The organism is Gordonia sp. LMA167 (assembly GCF_058130025.1).
Genome location: NZ_CM176708.1, coordinates 2,928,183 through 2,946,326, shown reverse-complemented (window position 1 = coordinate 2,946,326; position 18,144 = coordinate 2,928,183). Strand labels below are relative to the sequence as shown.

16 protein-coding genes are annotated in these 18,144 nt (G+C 66.5%); 12 read left to right on the top strand and 4 right to left on the bottom strand.

From position 1 onward, the window contains the following. Positions 1 to 94: 94 nt before the first annotated feature. A complete protein-coding gene (locus ACVT6V_RS13310; protein WP_489900227.1) occupies positions 95 to 541 on the bottom strand; it encodes a Rieske (2Fe-2S) protein in 447 nt (148 codons plus the stop codon). Positions 542 to 728: 187 nt separating this feature from the next. On the opposite strand from ACVT6V_RS13310, the gene ACVT6V_RS13305 reads away from it, so the two are divergent. From ACVT6V_RS13305 to ACVT6V_RS13275, 7 genes are all read left to right on the top strand, one after another. After that, on the top strand, positions 729 to 1,619 hold the full coding sequence (locus ACVT6V_RS13305; RefSeq protein WP_489900226.1) for an AAA family ATPase: 891 nt from the start codon (positions 729 to 731) through the stop codon (positions 1,617 to 1,619). Then, on the top strand, positions 1,616 to 2,710 hold the full coding sequence (locus ACVT6V_RS13300) for a vWA domain-containing protein (RefSeq protein WP_489900225.1): 1,095 nt from the start codon (positions 1,616 to 1,618) through the stop codon (positions 2,708 to 2,710). The genes ACVT6V_RS13305 and ACVT6V_RS13300 overlap by 4 nt, the downstream gene beginning before the upstream one ends. Before the next feature lie 144 nt (positions 2,711 to 2,854). After that, the gene (locus ACVT6V_RS13295) at positions 2,855 to 3,334 is read left to right on the top strand and encodes a (2Fe-2S)-binding protein (protein WP_489900224.1); all 480 of its coding nucleotides are present in this window, start codon (positions 2,855 to 2,857) and stop codon (positions 3,332 to 3,334) included. Next, the gene (locus ACVT6V_RS13290; RefSeq protein WP_489900223.1) at positions 3,331 to 5,739 is read left to right on the top strand and encodes a xanthine dehydrogenase family protein molybdopterin-binding subunit; all 2,409 of its coding nucleotides are present in this window, start codon (positions 3,331 to 3,333) and stop codon (positions 5,737 to 5,739) included. The genes ACVT6V_RS13295 and ACVT6V_RS13290 overlap by 4 nt, the downstream gene beginning before the upstream one ends. Then, complete coding sequence (locus ACVT6V_RS13285; RefSeq protein ID WP_489900222.1) at positions 5,736 to 6,590, top strand: FAD binding domain-containing protein; 855 nt, start codon at positions 5,736 to 5,738, stop codon at positions 6,588 to 6,590. The genes ACVT6V_RS13290 and ACVT6V_RS13285 overlap by 4 nt, the downstream gene beginning before the upstream one ends. A gap of 2 nt (positions 6,591 to 6,592) precedes the next feature. Further along, positions 6,593 to 7,255, top strand: coding sequence for an SRPBCC family protein (locus tag ACVT6V_RS13280; protein WP_489900221.1), 663 nt, complete (start codon positions 6,593 to 6,595; stop codon positions 7,253 to 7,255). 254 nt (positions 7,256 to 7,509) lie between these two features. Continuing rightward, complete coding sequence (locus ACVT6V_RS13275; RefSeq protein WP_489900220.1) at positions 7,510 to 9,171, top strand: hypothetical protein; 1,662 nt, start codon at positions 7,510 to 7,512, stop codon at positions 9,169 to 9,171. A 164-nt stretch (positions 9,172 to 9,335) separates the two neighbouring features. On the opposite strand, the gene ACVT6V_RS13270 is transcribed toward ACVT6V_RS13275, so the two are convergent. Both ACVT6V_RS13270 and ACVT6V_RS13265 read right to left on the bottom strand, forming a co-directional pair. Beyond that, the gene (locus ACVT6V_RS13270; protein WP_489900219.1) at positions 9,336 to 9,983 is read right to left on the bottom strand and encodes a cation diffusion facilitator family transporter; all 648 of its coding nucleotides are present in this window, start codon (positions 9,981 to 9,983) and stop codon (positions 9,336 to 9,338) included. A gap of 156 nt (positions 9,984 to 10,139) precedes the next feature. Then, positions 10,140 to 10,754 (bottom strand): pyridine nucleotide-disulfide oxidoreductase, encoded by a 615-nt coding sequence (locus tag ACVT6V_RS13265; RefSeq protein ID WP_489900218.1) that lies wholly within the window; start codon positions 10,752 to 10,754, stop codon positions 10,140 to 10,142. Positions 10,755 to 11,023: 269 nt separating this feature from the next. Between ACVT6V_RS13265 and ACVT6V_RS13260 the strand changes: the two genes are divergently transcribed. Then, positions 11,024 to 11,785, top strand: a complete 762-nt coding sequence (locus ACVT6V_RS13260; protein WP_489900217.1) for a DUF4386 domain-containing protein — start codon at positions 11,024 to 11,026, stop codon at positions 11,783 to 11,785. Here ACVT6V_RS13260 and ACVT6V_RS13255 read toward each other — a convergent pair. Next, a complete protein-coding gene (locus ACVT6V_RS13255; protein WP_489900216.1) occupies positions 11,762 to 12,415 on the bottom strand; it encodes a TetR/AcrR family transcriptional regulator in 654 nt (217 codons plus the stop codon). The genes ACVT6V_RS13260 and ACVT6V_RS13255 overlap by 24 nt on opposite strands. 217 nt (positions 12,416 to 12,632) lie before the next feature. On the opposite strand from ACVT6V_RS13255, the gene ACVT6V_RS13250 reads away from it, so the two are divergent. The 4 genes from ACVT6V_RS13250 (at position 12,633) to ACVT6V_RS13235 (ending at position 18,135) form a co-directional block, all read left to right on the top strand. Continuing rightward, complete coding sequence (locus tag ACVT6V_RS13250) at positions 12,633 to 13,436, top strand: SDR family NAD(P)-dependent oxidoreductase (RefSeq protein ID WP_489900215.1); 804 nt, start codon at positions 12,633 to 12,635, stop codon at positions 13,434 to 13,436. A 77-nt stretch (positions 13,437 to 13,513) separates the two neighbouring features. Beyond that, a complete protein-coding gene (locus ACVT6V_RS13245; protein WP_489900214.1) occupies positions 13,514 to 14,641 on the top strand; it encodes a DUF5938 domain-containing protein in 1,128 nt (375 codons plus the stop codon). A gap of 7 nt (positions 14,642 to 14,648) precedes the next feature. After that, on the top strand, positions 14,649 to 16,193 hold the full coding sequence (locus tag ACVT6V_RS13240) for an acyl-CoA synthetase (RefSeq protein WP_489900213.1): 1,545 nt from the start codon (positions 14,649 to 14,651) through the stop codon (positions 16,191 to 16,193). A gap of 556 nt (positions 16,194 to 16,749) precedes the next feature. Further along, positions 16,750 to 18,135 carry an alpha/beta hydrolase family protein gene (locus tag ACVT6V_RS13235; protein ID WP_489900212.1) on the top strand — a complete coding sequence of 462 codons (1,386 nt, stop codon included), beginning with the start codon at positions 16,750 to 16,752 and terminating at the stop codon, positions 18,133 to 18,135. Positions 18,136 to 18,144 lie beyond the last annotated feature (9 nt).

The following is an 18,144-nucleotide window of genomic DNA, read 5'->3' as shown; positions in this document are numbered from 1 at the left end:
AACTACACGCGATGCTTTGCGTGTAATCGGGAGTTCTTCGTGTCCTTGTGAGGCCAGGGCTCCACGACAACGTGGGGTCGGGCGCCGGGGCCACTCAGCCCAACGTGATCTTCCCGTCCGCGATGCTCACCGGTCGCGATGCCAGTGGCTCGGTCGCCGGACCGTGGACGACGCTGCCATCTTTGGCCGAGAACCTGCTGCCGTGGCAGGGACAGATGATCTCGTTGTCGGTGACGTCGCTGACGGTGCAACCCTTGTGGGTGCAGATCGCGGAGAAGGCCTTGTACTCCCCGTCGGCGGGATGGGTCACAACCGTTTTCAACGCGTCCATGACGACGCCCCCACCGACGGCGATCGACGCCGCGTCCGGGAGAAGTCCGCCACCGCTTGACGAGTCGGCACCGGCCGTCGTGCTCGAGGATGCGCTGCTGCTGTCGTCGGACCCGCAGGCGGCGAGCGCGGCCGCGCCGGCCACGGCAATCGCCGCGCCGCCGAGGACCTTGCGTCGTCCGATGCCGGTTGGGGTGTTGGGGTTGCTCATGTCTCTCCCGGGGCTGTGGGTGGCTGGCATGATCTGCGTTCATCGTGCCAAAGATCGAAGGTCGGCACATGCCGGCTGCGGATTTTCCCCGATTACGTCATCGCCCCACCATCTCCGCATGTGACGCATGTTGGCTTTGTGCACGGTCTCCACCGTGCACGGTCACAACTGGGCATAGGCTCGCGACGTGACCGATGCACGATCGCTCCCGGGATCACCCCGCGAACTGGCTGCGGCGCTCGAATCGACCGGCTATCTCGCCGAGGACGGCCTCGCGATGGCCGCGTTCCTCGCGCTCCGGATGGGCCGACCGTTGTTCTGCGAGGGTGAGCCCGGCACCGGCAAGACCTCGCTCGCGGTCGGGCTGGCGCAGGCGCTCGAACTCCCGTTGATCCGACTGCAATGCCATGAGGGCATCGACGCCTCGCAGGCCCTCTACGACTGGGACTTCCCGCGCCAGCTCCTGCACCTGCGCACGCTGGAAGCGGCGAGCACGGGCGCACTCGATGCCGATGCCGCCGAGTCCTCTCTGTACACCGAGCGCTTCCTGCTCGCCCGGCCCCTGCTGCGCGCCCTCACCGAGGCACCGTGCGTTCTCCTCATCGACGAGATCGATCGCGCCGATGACGAGTTCGAAGCGTTCCTGTTGCAGTTGCTCGACGAGAACGCGGTCACGATCCCCGAGCTCGGGCACGTGCAGGCAGCAACTCCGCCGCTGGCGATACTCACCTCCAACCGCACCCGCGAGGTGCACGACGCGCTCAAGCGCCGCTGCCTCTACCACTGGCTCGAACACCCCGGGCTCGCCCGCGAGATAGCGATCCTGCAGCGCCGGGTGCCCGGCATCGGCGACGAGCTGGCCGCACAGGTGGCGCAGGCGGTTCATGCGTTGCGCGGGCTGGAGTTGCTCAAGCCGCCGGGAGTCGCCGAGACGCTCGACTGGGCCCGCGCACTGCGTGAACTCGACCGCGACGAGCTCGACGCCGAGATCGCCGCGGCGACCCTCGGTGCCGTGCTGAAGTATCGCGAGGACCTCGATCGCGTCACGCGCGTCGGGCTGGAACAGCTGTTCGCATGAGCGGCGAGCTCGTCGGCATCGCGGGGTTCGCGCGGAGCCTGACACACGCCGGGCTACCGGTGGCCACCGACTCCGCGGAGGCGTTCGTCCGCGCCTTACGCGAGATCGACATCGCCGACGCCGAACAGGTGTACTGGGCCGGCCGGGCGACCCTGTGCCGCGATCCGGATGATCACCCACGCTTCGATCTGGCCTTCGACGCGTGGTTCGGCGACCGGATGCCGCGTCCGACCCGGCGGCCCACCCAACCGCGACAGAGCCGGATTGCTGCGCTGCGCACGTCGGGTGAGCAATCCACCGCCGGCTCGGGGCCCCATCTCGCGGTGGCCGCCGACGACACCGAGGTGCTGCGGCACCGGGACATCGCGTCGCTGTCGGCGGCCGAGCGCGCGCACCTGGCCGAGCTCATCGCCGAGCTGCGTCCGCGACCACCACGCCGAGCCGCGCTGCGGCGCACCCCGGCTCGGCGTGGACAGGTGGACCCGCGTCGTACCGTTCGCGAGATGCTCGCCGCCGGCGGGGAGCCGGTGCGCCCCAGCCGACATCGGCGCGCGACCCGGGCGCGGCGGGTGGTGCTGCTGATCGACGTCTCCGGCTCGATGAGTCCGTACGCAGATGCCCTGCTGCGCTTCGCACATGTGATGACCCGGGCCAATCCGGCCGGGACCGAGGTGTTCTCGGTCGGCACCAGGCTGACCCGGCTGTCGCGGGCACTGCGCGCCCGAGATCCCGAGCTGGCCCTCGCCGCGGCCGGTCGTGCGGTGCCGGACTGGGCCGGTGGCACCCGGCTCGGCGAGACGATGCAGGCGTTTCTGGACCGATGGGGCCGGCGTGGATTGGCTCGCGGAGCGGTGGTGGTCATCTTCTCCGACGGCTGGGAGCGCGGCGATCCGACGCTGCTGGCACAACAGATGGCTCAGTTGCGCCGTCTCGCCCGGGCCGTGTTCTGGGTCAACCCGCACGCGGGTGCCGCGGGCTACCAGCCGGTGCAGGGCGGGATCGCCGCTGCCCTGCCCCACATCGATCGCCTGCTCGCCGGACATTCGTTGGCAACCATGCAGGAGCTGCTCGCGGACATCCACGACGCCTGACGCCGTACAGAACACCGGCGAATCCGCCGCACTGGATACGGATTCCGCGATTTCGGCTATCTGGTCCCAAGCGGTGGCGCAGAGTGACGTTGGAAGGTTTCGCCTGGCACCAGCCCACGATTGCCGGCAATCATTGGAGGCCCCATGCGCATCACAGTCACCGTCGACGGCACGACCTACACCGACGAGGTGGAGCCGCGAAAGTTGCTCGTACACCACCTACGAAACGAGCTCGGCAAGGTCGGCACCGTGATCGGCTGCGACACGAGCAATTGCGGCGCGTGCACCGTGCTGATGAACGGCCACAGCGTCAAGTCGTGCTCGGTACTCGCTGTACAGGCCGACGGCGCCGACATCACCACCGTCGAGGGCCTGGCCAGAGACGGCACTCTCCATCCTGTCCAGGAGGCCTTCCGCGACAATCATGGACTGCAGTGCGGGTACTGCACACCAGGCATGATCATGTCCACCATCGACATGCTCGGCGACAATCCGAATCCCGACGAGCATGATGTGCGCGAAGGACTCGAGGGAAACCTCTGTCGCTGCACCGGCTACCAGAACATCGTGCGGGCGGCACTCGACGCAGCCGACCGCATGCAGGGCACGGGAGGTGCTCGATGACCGCGACCGTCGAACCAAGTGCCGCCGCCGAACACGAGATCGGCAAAGCCCGGGTCCGCAAGGAGGACGACCACCTCATCACCGGTCGCACCCGCTGGACCGACAACCTCGTGTTGCCCGGAATGCTCCACATCGCGATCCTGCGCAGTCCCATGGCGCACGCACGAATCGCGAGCATCGACGTCGAGGCCGCCAAGGCGATGCCCGGCGTCGTCGCCGTCTACACCGGCGCCGACCTCGCCGAGGAGCAGGCCACGCTGCCCAACGCGATGCAGATCACCCCTGACATGAAGGTCCCGCCGGCCCCGTCGATCGCGGTCGACACCGTCCGATTCGCGGGCGAGGCGGTCGCGATCGTCGTGGCGCGCGACACGTATGCCGCCCACGACGCTCTGGAGAGCATCGACATCGACTACGAGGACCTGCCCGTCGTCCTCGACATGGCCGCCGCGGCACAGGACGGCGCCGACCTCGTGCATCCCGACCTGGGGACCAACGTGCAGGCGGTGTGGGTGTTCGACTCCGCCGAGGCGGGCACCGGCGAGAACGTCGAGGACGCGATCCGAGACGCCGAGGTCGTCGTCGAGCGCACCCTTCGGCAGCAACGTCTGATCCCGGCATTCATGGAACCGCGTTCGGTGGTCGTCGACCCGACCGCGGCCCAGATCACCATGTGGTCGGCCACCCAGGTTCCGCACATCCTGCGTCTGATGCTGGCCATGACGCTCGGCATCCCCGAACACAAACTCCGGGTCATCGCGCCCGACGTCGGCGGCGGATTCGGCGGCAAGCTGCAGGTGTGCCCGGAGGAGGTCCTCGCGCTGCTGATCGCGCGACGCCTCGGCAAGCCGGTGAAGTACACCGAGTCCCGCAGTGAGTCGATGCAGGCGGCCCACCACGGCCGCGACCAGATCCAGAAGCTGACGCTGTCGGCCCGCCGCGACGGCACGGTCACCGGCATGAAGGTCGAGTTGCTCGCCGATATGGGCGCAACTCTGCGCGTGTTCACCGCCGCGGTGCCCATCCTCGGCGCATTCATGTACAACAGCATCTACAAGTTCCCCGCCTATCACTTCTCCTGCACCAACGTCTTCACCAACAAGGTGCCCACCGATGCCTACCGCGGCGCCGGACGCCCCGAGGCAACGTTCGCGATCGAGCGGATGATGGACGAGCTGGCCACCGAACTCGACATGGACCCGCTCGAACTCCGTGAGAAGAACTGGATCAAGCACGAGGAGTTCCCCTTCGACACGGTGGCCGGGTTGACCTATGACTCCGGAAACTACGAGGCGGCCACCGAGAAGGCCAAGGAACTGTTCGACTACGACGGGTTGCGCCGCGAACAGGCGGAACGACGCGAACGTGGCGACACGGTACAGCTCGGCATCGGCGTCTCCACCTTCACCGAGATGTGCGGACTCGCGCCGTCACGGATCATGGGCCAGTTGGGTGGCGGCGCCGGCGGCTGGGAACACGCGGCGATCCGGATGCTGCCGACGGGCAAGGTCGAGGTCGTGACCGGCAGCTCGGCACACGGCCAGGGCCACGAGACCGCCTGGAGCCAGATCGTGGCCGACCGGCTCGGTGTCCCCTTCGAGGACGTCGAGGTGTTGCACGGCGACACCCAGACATCGCCGCGCGGGCTGGACACCTACGGCTCACGGTCGCTGGCGGTCGGCGGCATGGCGGTCATCGCGGCGGCCGACAAGGTGGTCGACAAGGCGCGTCCGATCGCCGCACACCTGATGGAGGCGTCCGAGGACGATCTCGAGTTCACCGACGGCAAGTTCACGGTGAAGGGCACCGAGAAGGCCATGGGCATCACCGACGTGGCGCTCGCGGTGTTCGCCGCACACGACATGCCCGAAGGAGTAGAGCCGAACCTCGATTCCGAGGCGACCTACGACCCGGAGAACTTCTCGTTCCCCCACGGCACACATCTGTGCGCCGTCGAAGTCGACACCGAGACGGGCTTCGTGAAGATACGCAAGTACGTGTGCGTGGACGACATCGGCAACGTGGTCAACCCGCTGATCGTGGAGGGACAGGTACACGGCGGTCTCGCCCAGGGCATCGCACAGGCCCTCTACGAGGATGCGATCTACGACGAGGCCGGCACCCTGCTCTCCGGTTCGTTCGCCGAGTACCTCGTGCCGGGCACACCTGATCTGCCGCACTTCACCACCGACCGCACCGAGACCCCGGCCACCGGAAATGTGCTCGGTGTCAAGGGAGTCGGCGAGGCGGGCACCATCGCCTCCACTCCGGCGGTGGTCAACTCGGTCCTCGACGCGGTACGTCACCTCGGCGTGCGGGACGTCGAGATGCCGTGCAGTCCGATGCGGGTGTGGAAAGCCATCCAGGCAGCCCAGTCCTCGTCCACACAGGGAGGTGCCCAGTGATTCCGTCCGAATTCGACTACGTCGCCCCGACCAGCCTGGCCGAGGCGGTGTCGGCTCTCGCCGATGCCGGTGAAGACGCCAAGGTCATCGCCGGCGGGCAGAGCCTGATGCCGGTGCTGCGGCTGCGGCTGAACTCGCCGAGCACAGTCATCGACCTGGGCCGTATCGACGAGCTGCGCGGTGTGCGCGACGACGGCGACGCGATCGTCGTCGGTGCGATGACCACGCATCATGACGTGATGACCGATGCCCTCGTCGGCGAGCACGCGGCGCTGCTCGCCGAGGCCACCGCGACGGTGGCCGACCCGCAGATCCGCCACCGCGGCACCTTCGGCGGCTCACTTGCCCACGCCGACCCGGCCGGCGATCTCGGTGCGGTGGCTGTCGCGCTGGACGCGACACTGACCGTCGCCGGGCCCAACGGGCAGCGCAGCCTCGGCGCCGAGGAGTTCTTCACCGACATCTTCACCACCGCCCTCGAACCCGACGAGATCCTGGTCGACATCCGCATCCCCAAGCACACCGGCTGGACCGCTCACTACGAGAAGTTCCACCGGGTGTCGCAGAGCTGGTCGATGGTCGCGGTCGCCGCAACGGTCGACGTCGACGGCGGGGTGATCCGCAAGGCCGCGGTCGCGTTGACCAATATGGGAGCGGTACCGGTGCGGGCACGCGGCGTGGAGCAAGCTCTGGTCGGACAGTCCGCGGACGTCGACGTGATCCGCGCGGCTGCCGAACACGCGGCCGAGGGCACCGAACCCATGAGTGACCCGAACGCCGACGCCGAATACCGCACCCACCTGGCGAAGGTGCTCACCCGCCGCGCCGTCGTCACCGCAGCGGGGGTCTGACCATGCAGATGGAACACACTCTCTCGGTCGACGCGCCCATCGCGGACGTCTGGAAAGCGCTGATCGATCCGGAGCGGGTCGTCGACTGCATGCCGGGCGCCTCGCTGTCGGGCGTCGACGGGGACAGCTTCAATGGGCAGATCAAGGTGAAGATCGGCCCGGTCGCCCTCGTTTACAAGGGCGTCGGCACGTTCATCGAGAAAGACGAGAGCGCGCACCGCGCCGTGCTCGAGGGCAGCGCGAAGGAGTCCCGCGGCCAGGGCACGGCAAAGGCCACGGTGACGATGTCGCTGAAGGACGAGGGCGATCGGACAACCGGCACGGTCGTCACCGATCTGGCGATCACCGGCAAGCCGGCGCAGTTCGGCCGGGGAATGCTCTCAGACGTGGGCGGCAAGATCATCGAGCAGTTCGCCTCGTGCATGTCGCGCAAGCTCGGCGCACCGGAGCCGGCCGCGGAGACCCCACCCCAGACCGATGCGGCGCCACAGACCGGCGTGACCCCACCGCAGACCGGTACGACACAGCCCGCGTCCGAACCCGAGGCTCTCGATCTGATGCAATACGCCGGCGGTTCGGTCCTCAAACGGGTCGGACCGCTCGTGGGCGCGATTGCGATCGGCGCGATTCTGTTCGTGCTCGTGCGCCGGCTCAGACACCACTAGGCCCTGCGGCCCGGCCGGCCTGCGCCGGCCGAAATCCCCACTGCTGGTTGAGCCGTTCGAGTCGTCAGGTGGCTCCGGCCTGCTCAACCGGCAGTTGTGTTGCGCCGCGTCGCGCCACGTTCGTCGTCTTTCTGATGAGCGAGTGGAGGCACCGCTGTGTCCTTCTGTCGATGACGTTTCTTGTCGGTGCCGCCCGTTAGCCTGGGTGGTAGTTCCACATTCGACCTGGTGAGTTCGTCCGTACAGGAAGGCGCGTGGTGTTCTCGTTCTCCGATCATGCCGGCGACGCCGCGGCTTTGTCGGCGCCGTGTGAGGGTGTCGAGGCGGAGATGGCGCGTACGGATGCGGTGCGCGATGTGTTGCAGCTGAGTCGTCAGGCCGAGGCGCGTGCGGTGTTGGGTGCCTATGAGATCGGGATGTCGGTCTACAACCAGTTGGTGAACCGTGACGGGCCGTACACGTCGAATTCGTCGTTGGTGAAGGCGCACAAGATGGCGACCGGGGAGATCTCGTTGCAGCTGAGACTCTCGCGCTCGAAGGCCGGTGATTGGTTCAGGCTGGGTGAGTTGCTGCAGGATCTGCCCAAGTTCCAGCTGGCCTACCTGGCCGGTGATTTCAGTACCCATCGGATGTCGGAGATGGTGCGGGCGGCGCAGGTGGCCCCCAAAGGTGATCTGCGCGAACGTATCGACGCGATCATCGATGCCGCCCTGGGGCCGGGACCCGAGGGTGCCGCCGGTGACGAGGACGCCGACACCGCAGATGGCGAGGGTGCCGCCGACTCCGCAGACGGCGAGGGCGCGCCCGATTCCGCAGACTCTGCCGACGACCACTCCGCCGACGACTGTGCTGCCCACGATGACGCCGCCGGCGATGATTCTGCCGGCGACTCCGGCGACTCCGGTGACTCTGGTGACTCTGGTGATTCCGCTGATACTCCGGGTAAGTCGCCGATCGATTTCGAGGACATCGCGCTGGAGTTGGGTTACCGTGCGACGACCGATCCGGTGTTGCGTGATCAACTCGGTGAATCGGTGATCTCGTTGGATCCCGATGGTTGTGCCGAGGCTCGTGAGGATGTCGCGCAGACGTTTCAGAACGTGACGTTCGCCAAGGAAGCGTTCGGGCACATGCAGATGTCGGCGTGTATCAGTGCCGAGCACGGGGTGTTCGTGCAGCAGCGTATCGCCGCGATGATCTGCGAGCGGGTGTGCCGGCGTGACCCGCGGCGTATCGGCGTGCAACGTGCGCTGGCCCTTGCGGAAATCCATGGTGTGCCCGGGGCGAAGCTGGCGTGCACATGTGGCTTCGACACGTGTCCCACCACGCAGGCCGAGCAGTCCGAGCCGCACAAGCAGACGGTCCAGGCCCCGCAGCAGCGCGCGCAATACCGTAAGCCGTTCGACCACCTGGAGGCGGCTCCGATCGACGAGCCGGCATCTCCGATCGACGAGCCAGAAGGCCGCGAGCAGGTCGACGAGCCGGAAGGCCGCGAGCAGGTCGTCGAGCCGGAAGGCCGCGGGCAGGTCGTCGAGCCGGGGACAGCTCCGATCGGCGAGCCGGAGTTGGTGACCGAACCGACCGGCGGCCCGATCGAATCCAGCGCCGAGCCGACGCTACTGACCGAAACATTCGCCGGCCCAGTCGAATACAGTTCTGATCCGGAGCGCGCTGAGCCCGAGCGTGTCGCCCGGCCCGAGCGCCCGGCGTCGTCCGACAATCTCCCCGAGTCGGTCGAGACCGGGGACGACCATGTCTTCAGCTCACCGGATACGCTGGTCATCGACGTCATCGACTTCCCACTCGACATCGCAGGCACCGAGGCGGCGGCCGACGGGCGCGGATACCGATCCACGGCAACGCCACGCGTCCGCAAGATGTATCTCTACCGCGATCGGCGATGTCGACATCCGTAGTTCAACGAGCTCTCGTGTGGTCACCACAACCCCGGGTCGAGTAACCCGGGCCCCTCGGTGAGGGAATCGAATCGAGATTCCCCTGTGCCCCAGGGGTTTCGATGCAGCCTCCATCGGAGCCGCGACCGTGTCGAAACCCCGGACCCGACCTGGCCACCGGCGACTCAGTCGTCGTCACATACCAACTCGCCCTCCCACGCCTCGCGGCCCTCGTGGATCGCGAATGCGGCGATGACGAATCCGGCGACCGGATCGAACCAGGCGGCTCCGGTGAGCTCGAACAGAACAACGCCGGCCAGGGTTGAAACACTCAGCAGGACACAGATCTTGGTCTCGGCCGCATCGGCGAGGATGAGGTTGTCGTCGAGCCGACGCCCGACGCGTTTCTTGGCCGCGGCCAGGACCGGCATGACGATCAACGAGGCGACGAGCAGGCCGATGGCCACAGGTGATCGCTCGGGTTCCCCACCGTCGACGAGGCGACGAACTCCTTCGACGGTGACGTAGACCGCGAGCAGGAAGAACGTCGCGGCGACCAACCTCAGCGCGAGCCTTTCCTTGCGCTCGTCGGCGTGACCGTGGCGCAGCCGGGCCGCGAGTCGGACACCGACCAGAACCGCAGAAATGGACTCGATACCGGAGTCGATGCCGAAACCGACAACCGACACCAGTCCCGCCGCCAGACCTGCGGTGATCGCGACCGCACCTTCGACCAGGTTGTAGCCGACGGTGAACTGGGCCAGACGCAGCCCGCGCCGGGTGAGGCGTCGGGTCTCTGCGGGGGCGGGTGGGCCCTCATGTTCGGTCCGCACCGGTTGCATCCTCCTCCTGCGCCGCTGGATCGTCTCCGGGCAGTCGCTGTCGGTCCGTCGTGAGCGGTCGATGACACCGACGCGACCGATGCGTTGCTCGAGGTCTATCAGTATCCCGACAACGCCCACACTGCGCTGTGCCAGCCGTATCGGGAGTCAGGTCACGTCAACCGCGCGGAGGCAATAGCCGAGTGACTCGGGGTTCGAGAAGGCCCATTTGGTCTGGTCTTGGGTACAGGTGACCGACTCGTCGGATCTCGTGACCGCCTCGGCGATGACGCTGTTCGAGGCGGCGGCCGCTGTGCAGTCGGCCTCTCGGTAGTCGACGAGCCGGCCTCCCGACACCGGGATCTGATAACACTGTCCTCCAACAAAATTGGGGGTCATACAGAGCTTGTCGGAATCTCCGTCGAAGGAGAGGCTGGCACTGTTGTCGCCGGCGCAGTCGCTCTCGGCGGCCACCGTGGAAGCGGCATAGAAGGTGAGTCCCTCGGCATCGCAAGAGACCTTGGTGGCACTCACCTTCCCCTCGTCGTCGGGCTGGTCGCCGATCTGCAGGCATTCACCCACGGCGATATCGGAAGTGCTCTCGACCGACGGATCGGTATCGGTGCCGATCGACACGCTGCACGCTGTCATCGCGGCGGCAAAACCGAGGCTGACGAGCAGCAGCCCACAGCGTAGGGCGAGCCGCCGGTGCGGACGGGTGGTCGACTCGTCATCGCCGATGTAGGTGATGACCGGACGGGGTGATGAATCCTGGAATGACATTGGTTGAGCCTTTCGGTGTGCTGGTCTGACGACGAGCATGTCGATCGGCTCTTGTGATGGGCTTGGGGTCGGCTTGGCCTGAGCGGGGCTGTCATTCGTTCATACGAAGAGTGGTCGGGCCCACTGACGTGCGCGACCTGCTCACTGTCGACATTCCGAAGCCCTTGACTCGACTTACAACGTAAGGCTACGTTGGATGCAAGCCAAACTTACAACGTAAGGACGATGGCCCACACCTGGCACGCCACCGACGATCGGAGAACCAACACATGCCCCCCTCACCCGCCACCCATACGCCCGGCCCCACGGCCGCCCTCTGGGCCGGTCTGGGCTACCTCGCGATCTTCGTGCTCGCCGTCTTCGCCAACTTCTTCGTGGTGAACACGGTGTTCGACCTCCGGGACCCGCAGGCAACCCTCAACGGAATCGCCGAATCAGAGACGCTCCTCCGACTCGGGATTCTGGCGTTCCTCATCGTCTTCCTCGTCGATGTCGTGATCGCCTGGGGCCTGTTCGTGCTGTTCCGGCCGGTCCACCGCGACCTCTCGCTACTGGCGGCGTGGTCGCGTCTGACCTACACGCTGTTCCTCGGCGTCGGACTGGTCTTCGCGTTTCGCGCCCTCACGCTCGTCGGCGAGGGCACCGAACGGCCCGGACTGGCCGACAGCGTGCAACTGGAGATGCGGTCATTCGACGTCACCTGGATCGTGGGTCTCGCGGCTTTCGGCCTGCATCTGATCGTCGTCGGCCGCTTGCTCCACGCATCCGACGGCACACCCCGGTGGCTCGGCATCGCCCTTACCGTCGCCGGTGCGGCCTACATGGGCGACACCGCACTGCACATCCTGCTACCCGACTATGCGTCCTACGCCGATCTGTTCGTCGTGTTCGTCGCGGTTCCCTCGGTGATCGGAGAACTCGGCCTCACCGTGTGGCTGCTGCGCGTGGCGGCCGGACGACGCAGCCTTCCCACACCCGAAATCACTGTCCCACAAACTGCTTCAGCGTCAAATGCCGTTGTCGGCAGCTGATCGCTCGCGCCGTACGAGCTCGAACGCGGCATCCAACTGTGCACGCGCATCGTCGATCTCATCGGTGCGGCCCGCAATCTGATGCAGCAACGCGCGTTGAAAGATCCCGTCGATGGTGATGTAGGCAGTGGCCGACGATGCGGCCGGCTCGGTGCCGGAGAGTTCACAGTACCGCTCGACGACCCGCCAGATCATCTGTTCGCGTCGCGCCTCGATCTCGAGTACATCGTCGCGGAACGAGTCGTCGAACAGGCTCTGGTTGCGCAGGTCGTACCAGAGACGATGGATGGCGGCATCGCTGCGCAGGGTCCCGAAGAACGTCGCAGCAAACTCGGTGCGCAACTGTTCCGCATCCTGCGCCCGCGCCACGACCTCGTCGTAGCGGGTGACGCAGACCGCCTCGTACTGCCGCACGGCGTGTGCGATCAGGTCGAGCTTGTCGGAGAAGTAGTAGTGCAGGACGCCGTGCGAGTATTCGGAGTTCTGCGCGATCTCTCGGAGGCTGGTGCGCGCATAGCCGAGTTCGGCGAGCGTGTGCAGCGTGGCCAGGGCCAGCTCGGTGCGGCGCGCCTCGAACTTGTCTCGAGAGCGCTCCTCCACGCGTGCTCTGGCATCCGCGACCTGTGTCACTCGTCAGGGTCCTGTCGGCTCGGTCACATCACAACTGGTTCAGCGAGTCTATCCAAGCGGGATTCACCGAAGGTTTGACAAGTGTCAAGGATTTGCTTGACGACTGTCAAGACATCGGCTTAGTGTGGCGTGCATCACAGCCGCAACCGGCTGTGCCACATCGCCCCGGGCGGTGTCGATCGCAGGATCTGTCGGCGTCACAGCGAGAGGTACGGATATGACGAGTTACGACCTGACCGGACGAACAGCCCTGGTCACCGGCGGTGCGCAGGGCCTGGGCGCCGGGATGGCACAGGCGTTGGCCGCCGCCGGAGCATCGGTCGCCGTCGGCGATGTGAACGCCGACGGTGGACACGACACGGTGGAGGCGCTGCGCGCGACCGGCGCGAAGGCCGAGTTCGTCGCACTGGATGTGACCGACGACAGCGCATGGGAATCGGCCGTGTCGGGCACCGTCCAAGCTCTCGGTGGACTCGACATCGTGGTCAACAACGCCGGCATCGAGGTGACCAGCCTCCTCGTCGATCTCGATGCGGCATCCGCATCGACCATGCTCGACGTCAACGTGCTGGGGACGGCACTGGGCATCAAACATGCGTTCCGGGCCATGCGACCGGGCGGCGCGGCCGGCAACGGTGGCGCCATCGTGAACATCGCGTCGGTCGCCGCCACCATCGCGTTCCCTGGCATCGGCGTCTACTCGGCGACGAAATCCGGAATCGACCGACTCACCCGGGTGGCGGCGGCCGAGTCGGGCAAGCTCGGGTACGGGGTTCGGGTCAACTCCATCTACCCTGCCCTCACGCCCACCGCCATGGGCAACAAGCTCGCCGTCGACTGTGCCGAGCTCGGACTCTTCCCGTCACCGGAGGCGGCCGCGCAGGCCGTCGCCGAGATGACCCCGCTCGGACGCCTCGGTCAGGTCGACGACATGGCCGACGCCGTGGTGTTCCTGTGCTCGGACGCGGCCAAGTTCATCACCGGTGTGGGCCTGCCCGTCGACGGCGGCATGGGCATGTAGCGCCCTACCTCCGCACCTCCCCACCTCCCCACCTCCCCACCAAGCAGTCATCCCACCAGACCCAGGAGAGATCAGTCATGTCCACCGACAAGCGCGTCGTCGTCTACGGAGCCTCCGGATACACCGGCCGACTCATCTGTGAATATCTGCGCGAGTACAACATTCCGTTCCTCGCCGCCGGCCGCAGCCATGGACGGGTGAAAGGAGCCGTCGATGCGGTCCCCGGAATCGACACCGTCGATCACGAGATCGTCGAGGTCGAGCACACCGCAGCCGCTCTCGCCGAGGCCTTCCGCGGCGCCGACGTCGTGCTCAACACCGTGGGACCTTTCGCGCGGTGGGGGCATGAGGTCGTCGCGGCCTGCCTCGAGATCGGTGCACACTACACCGACACCAACGGCGAACAGAACTGGATGATCGATGCCGAGGCCCGCTACGGCGCCGACTTCGCCTCGCGCGGACTGCTTCTCACACCCGGCCTGGCACAGATGTACTCGATCGGCGAGATCGCCGCCAACATATGCCTGGAGAACCCGGGTCTGGACACCCTCGACATCCAGGTGTTCTGGAAAGGTCATCCGACGGTCGCGTCGACCAACACCATCCTCACCAATGCCGCCTTCGCCAAGGCGTATTACCTCGAGCAGAACGAGTACGTCGAGTGGCCTGCGGAGGAGGGGCTCTACACCGTGAGCGTGCCCGGTCAACACGAGCTGGGCCTGGCACTTCCGTGGGGCGGCACGTCACATCCCGTGTGGTTCAAGAACGATCCGCGCGTGGCGAACGCGAAGGCACTCGGCGGCGTGTTCAACCGTCCACTCATGCAAGGGGTCCCGCTGCTCGTCGCCGCCGCGCTCGAGCAGATGGAGGGCAAGTCGGAGGAGGAGAAGTACCGGATCATCGACGAGCAGTCGGCGGCCATCCGGAGCGAGATGCCGCCCCGGGAGAACCCGCGGATCAACACCTCGCTCGACTCCGTCTACGCGTCGGGTCCGCTGGGACGCGCGCATTGCGTGATCCACGGCAACTGCAACTACAAGCAGACGGCCCTGCTCAATGCGCACGCCGCCGCCGAATTGCTGCAGGGTGCGCCACGAAAGATCGGATTCGCGTCGAGCTGCCAGGCATTCGGGCACCGCGAACTGCTGGGCACCCTCCGTGCCTTCGGGCTCGTACTCGAGCCGATCACGACGATCCACCGCTGAGCCGACGATGCGCCTCGCGGAGTATCTCGACAAGGGCGCCTCCTTGGGCCGCGAGGCCCCCTGCCTCACGACCGGCGGGGTGACCGCGACCTACGGTGAGGTTCAGGACCGGTCGGTGCGGATCGCCGGCGCGTTGCAGCACACCGGGATCGCCGCGGGTGACCGGGTGGCGGTGCTGTCGGCCAACGATCCCCTCGCGCTCACCTGTGTCTTCGGGATCTCGCGGGCCGGTGCGGTGTGGTGCCCGGTCAACCCGCGCAACGAGGCCGACGAGAACCGGCAACTGTTCGATCTCTTCGGCTGCCGGTTTCTGTTCTTCCAGGCAAGGTTCGCCGAGCTTGTCGATCGGATTCGACGGGACCTGCCGCGGCTGGAATGGCTGGTCTGCCTCGACGACGAGGTCGATTGGGCCACCTCGTTCGCGGATTGGTTGTCGGAGAATCGGGCCGAGCCCGACGAAGAACGGCGGCCCGAACGCGGGCTGTGCATGCTGGCGGGGACCGGCGGAACCACCGGAAAACCGAAGGGAGTCCGGCTGACCGAGGACAACATGATGACCTCGACCGCGCTCGCGTTGATGAGCTACCCGTTCGGCGATCGGCCTCGCTATCTCGCCCTCGCCCCGCTCACTCATTCGGCCGGGGTGCTCACATTTCCCATCCTCAGCCTGGGTGGTGAGGTGGTGATCATGCCCGCGCCGGACATCGGTGAGTTCCTCCGACTCATCGAACATCACCGCATCACACATGCGTTCCTGCCGCCGACGGTGATCTACGGCGTGCTCGATCACCCCGACCTCGACGCACGTGATCTCTCGTCGTTGCGCTGCCTCTGGTACGGGGCCGCACCGATGTCGCCGACCCGCCTCGAGGAGGCGTTGACCCGGATCGGACCGGTGTTGGGTCAGTTGTTCGGACAGACCGAGGCCCCCAACATGATCGCCACCCTGGCGCCGGCCGACCACTTCCGGTCCGACGGAACCGTTGCCGCCGAACGACTCTCCTCGGCCGGCCGGCCGACACCGCTGACGACCGTGGCGATCATGGCCGCCGACGGCTCGCTACTGCCCCACGGCGAGCGTGGTGAGATCGTCGTCCGCGGACCGCTGGTCATGGACGGCTACCACGAGAATCCCACGGCCACAGCCGAGGTCAATGCCTTCGGATGGCATCACACGGGCGACATCGGCTATCTCGACGACGACGGTTTCCTGTTCGTCGTCGACCGGGCCAAGGACATGATCATCACGGGCGGGTTCAATGTCTACTCGGCCGAGGTCGAGCAGGCGCTGCTCGCCCATCCGGCGGTGAAGGATTCCGCGGTCGTCGGACTCCCCGATCCCAAGTGGGGTGAACGGGTCACGGCGGCGGTCGAGTTGCGTGCCGGACAGGATGCGTCGACCGAGGAGATCATCGCGTTCGTCAAGCATCGGATCGGTAGCGTCAAGGCGCCCAAGGACATCGAGATCTGGACCGAGCTCCCGCGGTCGAAGGTCGGCAAGATCCTGAAGAACGAGGTACGGGGCACCCTGCGGGACGCGCAGACCGGCTGAATCGGCGATTATCCCGCCGCACACCGTGACCAAATGCTCGACACCCGGCGGTGTGCGTGATCTCACAGCGAGTCGTCAGTGAGTGCCATGACTCTGATTCCCGGTCGCGATCACAGCTCGAAAACCATTGCGCACGCATACTTGTGCCGGGTTCGGGAAGTGAACACAGAGAGTTCGTCTACCCGAAAATGCCTCTCGCAGAGACTATTACGCAGGGTCGCCTAACTGGATCCGCGCCGGGAAACACGGGAGGATTCAACTATGCCGAAGAAAATTGGTGAAGTTCAACCCCCTTCACCAACGGTGCCAGTCCGGCGGTCATAGCTGCTACGACACACTACTCGACATGTAATCAACTGCGATGCAGCATGATCGGCGCCCGTCGATCATGCTGCCGACCAGGCATCCGGGGATGCATTCTCGACACTTGTCGAACACAGGCGTGCGAGCACGCCGAAAGGAAGTGGTAACAGTGGGCACGAGAGTCGGCAGGCACCGCGTGAACACCCGACGGGGAGCGCGCCGTGTGCGCCGCTCGCGGGTCACCATCACGACGATGGCCACCTGCGCGATGTGTCTGGGTATCGTCGTCCCCGCGGCCGTTGCCGGCGCCGGCACCCCGTCGGCGGTCGACCGCCTCATCGAGGACGGTACGGTCTCCGACGCATCTCAGCCGGACAACACGCTCGATGACTTCAGTTCCCTTGCCCCCGAAACGATCATGGTCCTGACACCGGGGACCGACGACACGACCATGTTTCCGCGAAGCAATCCCTTCATCGGAACTCGGCAAACACTGGTCGTCACCTATCCCGAGTCCATGTGGCCGATCATCGCCGGCAAGTCTGGCACCCTTCCCTTCTTGTCGCCCACGTACGACGAATCCAAACAACTCGGCACCGAGCAGACCATCACGACCATGAACGCCCTCTCGGCGAAGGACACATCCGGCCCCACCGTCGTCTACATCGGATACTCCCAGGGGTCCGACGCCCTGGGCAACGCCGTCGAACAAGCACACAGCGACATCGACCCGAGCCGGACCCAGGTCATCCTCGCGTCCGATCCGCGCAGCCCGTGGGGGATCAAGGCCTGGGCAGCCGACGTGCCACTGCTTCCTCAGGTCGCGTCCCTGATCGGGATCACCGTCGACGGCGCCCGCGACCCCGATGCGTCCGGGGACGTCCCGGTGACCTCGCTGATCATCGTCGGCGATCCGGTGTCGAACTTCCAGTGGGTGTGGTATCGGCCGATCGCATCGCTGATCGTCGATGGCGCCGGATTCATCACGATCCACTCGGGCAACGGAAGTCAGACCTATGGCGACCTCGCCTCACTCGGCGATCCCACGGTGTACACCAGCGCCGGCACCACCTACGAGATCTACCAGGGGCGTCATCCGTTGACGCTGCTGACGCAGCTCATCTTCGACGAGTTGGGGCTGCCCTACACTGAGGCCGACCTCGACACCTGGGATGCATCCGCCGAGGCATTTTACCCTATTCAGACACCCACTCCTGCGAATGCGGCTGTGCCCGTGCAGGATCGACCGGATCTTGCGTCCCCGGCCACCTCGCCGACGACCACCGTCGACGACGTCGCGCAGACCGCGCCGTCCGACTTCGGCGCGGACTCACCGGTACCCGCGACCACGCCTGAGCCCGAAGACCCCGTGTCCGCCGCGGTCGCCGGCACTCAGCCGAGCGGGAGCGTGAACCAGGACGCATCGCCGGTACCCGGTGACGACGAGAGCGTCGTCCGCTCCGAATCCGACTCCGACTCCGCATCGGCGCCACCGGCGAGCACCGATGATCAGCCCGATACTCCGACCGACGTGGGCAACACAACCCCTGACGACGTCGACCTCGACACGACCGATGGGAACGCTGCAGACACAGGTGCCACCGGGTCGTCCTCTGAACCCGCGTCGAGCATCGCGTGAGCCCTGCGC

Coding starts and splice junctions, on each gene's coding strand:
- ACVT6V_RS13310 (WP_489900227.1), bottom strand. CDS start 541: ATGAGCAACCCCAACACCCCAACCGGCATCGGACGACGCAAGGTCCTC.
- ACVT6V_RS13300 (WP_489900225.1), top strand. CDS start 1,616: ATGAGCGGCGAGCTCGTCGGCATCGCGGGGTTCGCGCGGAGCCTGACA.
- ACVT6V_RS13295 (WP_489900224.1), top strand. CDS start 2,855: ATGCGCATCACAGTCACCGTCGACGGCACGACCTACACCGACGAGGTG.
- ACVT6V_RS13290 (WP_489900223.1), top strand. CDS start 3,331: ATGACCGCGACCGTCGAACCAAGTGCCGCCGCCGAACACGAGATCGGC.
- ACVT6V_RS13280 (WP_489900221.1), top strand. CDS start 6,593: ATGCAGATGGAACACACTCTCTCGGTCGACGCGCCCATCGCGGACGTC.
- ACVT6V_RS13265 (WP_489900218.1), bottom strand. CDS start 10,754: ATGTCATTCCAGGATTCATCACCCCGTCCGGTCATCACCTACATCGGC.
- ACVT6V_RS13260 (WP_489900217.1), top strand. CDS start 11,024: ATGCCCCCCTCACCCGCCACCCATACGCCCGGCCCCACGGCCGCCCTC.
- ACVT6V_RS13250 (WP_489900215.1), top strand. CDS start 12,633: ATGACGAGTTACGACCTGACCGGACGAACAGCCCTGGTCACCGGCGGT.
- ACVT6V_RS13245 (WP_489900214.1), top strand. CDS start 13,514: ATGTCCACCGACAAGCGCGTCGTCGTCTACGGAGCCTCCGGATACACC.
- ACVT6V_RS13240 (WP_489900213.1), top strand. CDS start 14,649: ATGCGCCTCGCGGAGTATCTCGACAAGGGCGCCTCCTTGGGCCGCGAG.
- ACVT6V_RS13235 (WP_489900212.1), top strand. CDS start 16,750: ATGGCCACCTGCGCGATGTGTCTGGGTATCGTCGTCCCCGCGGCCGTT.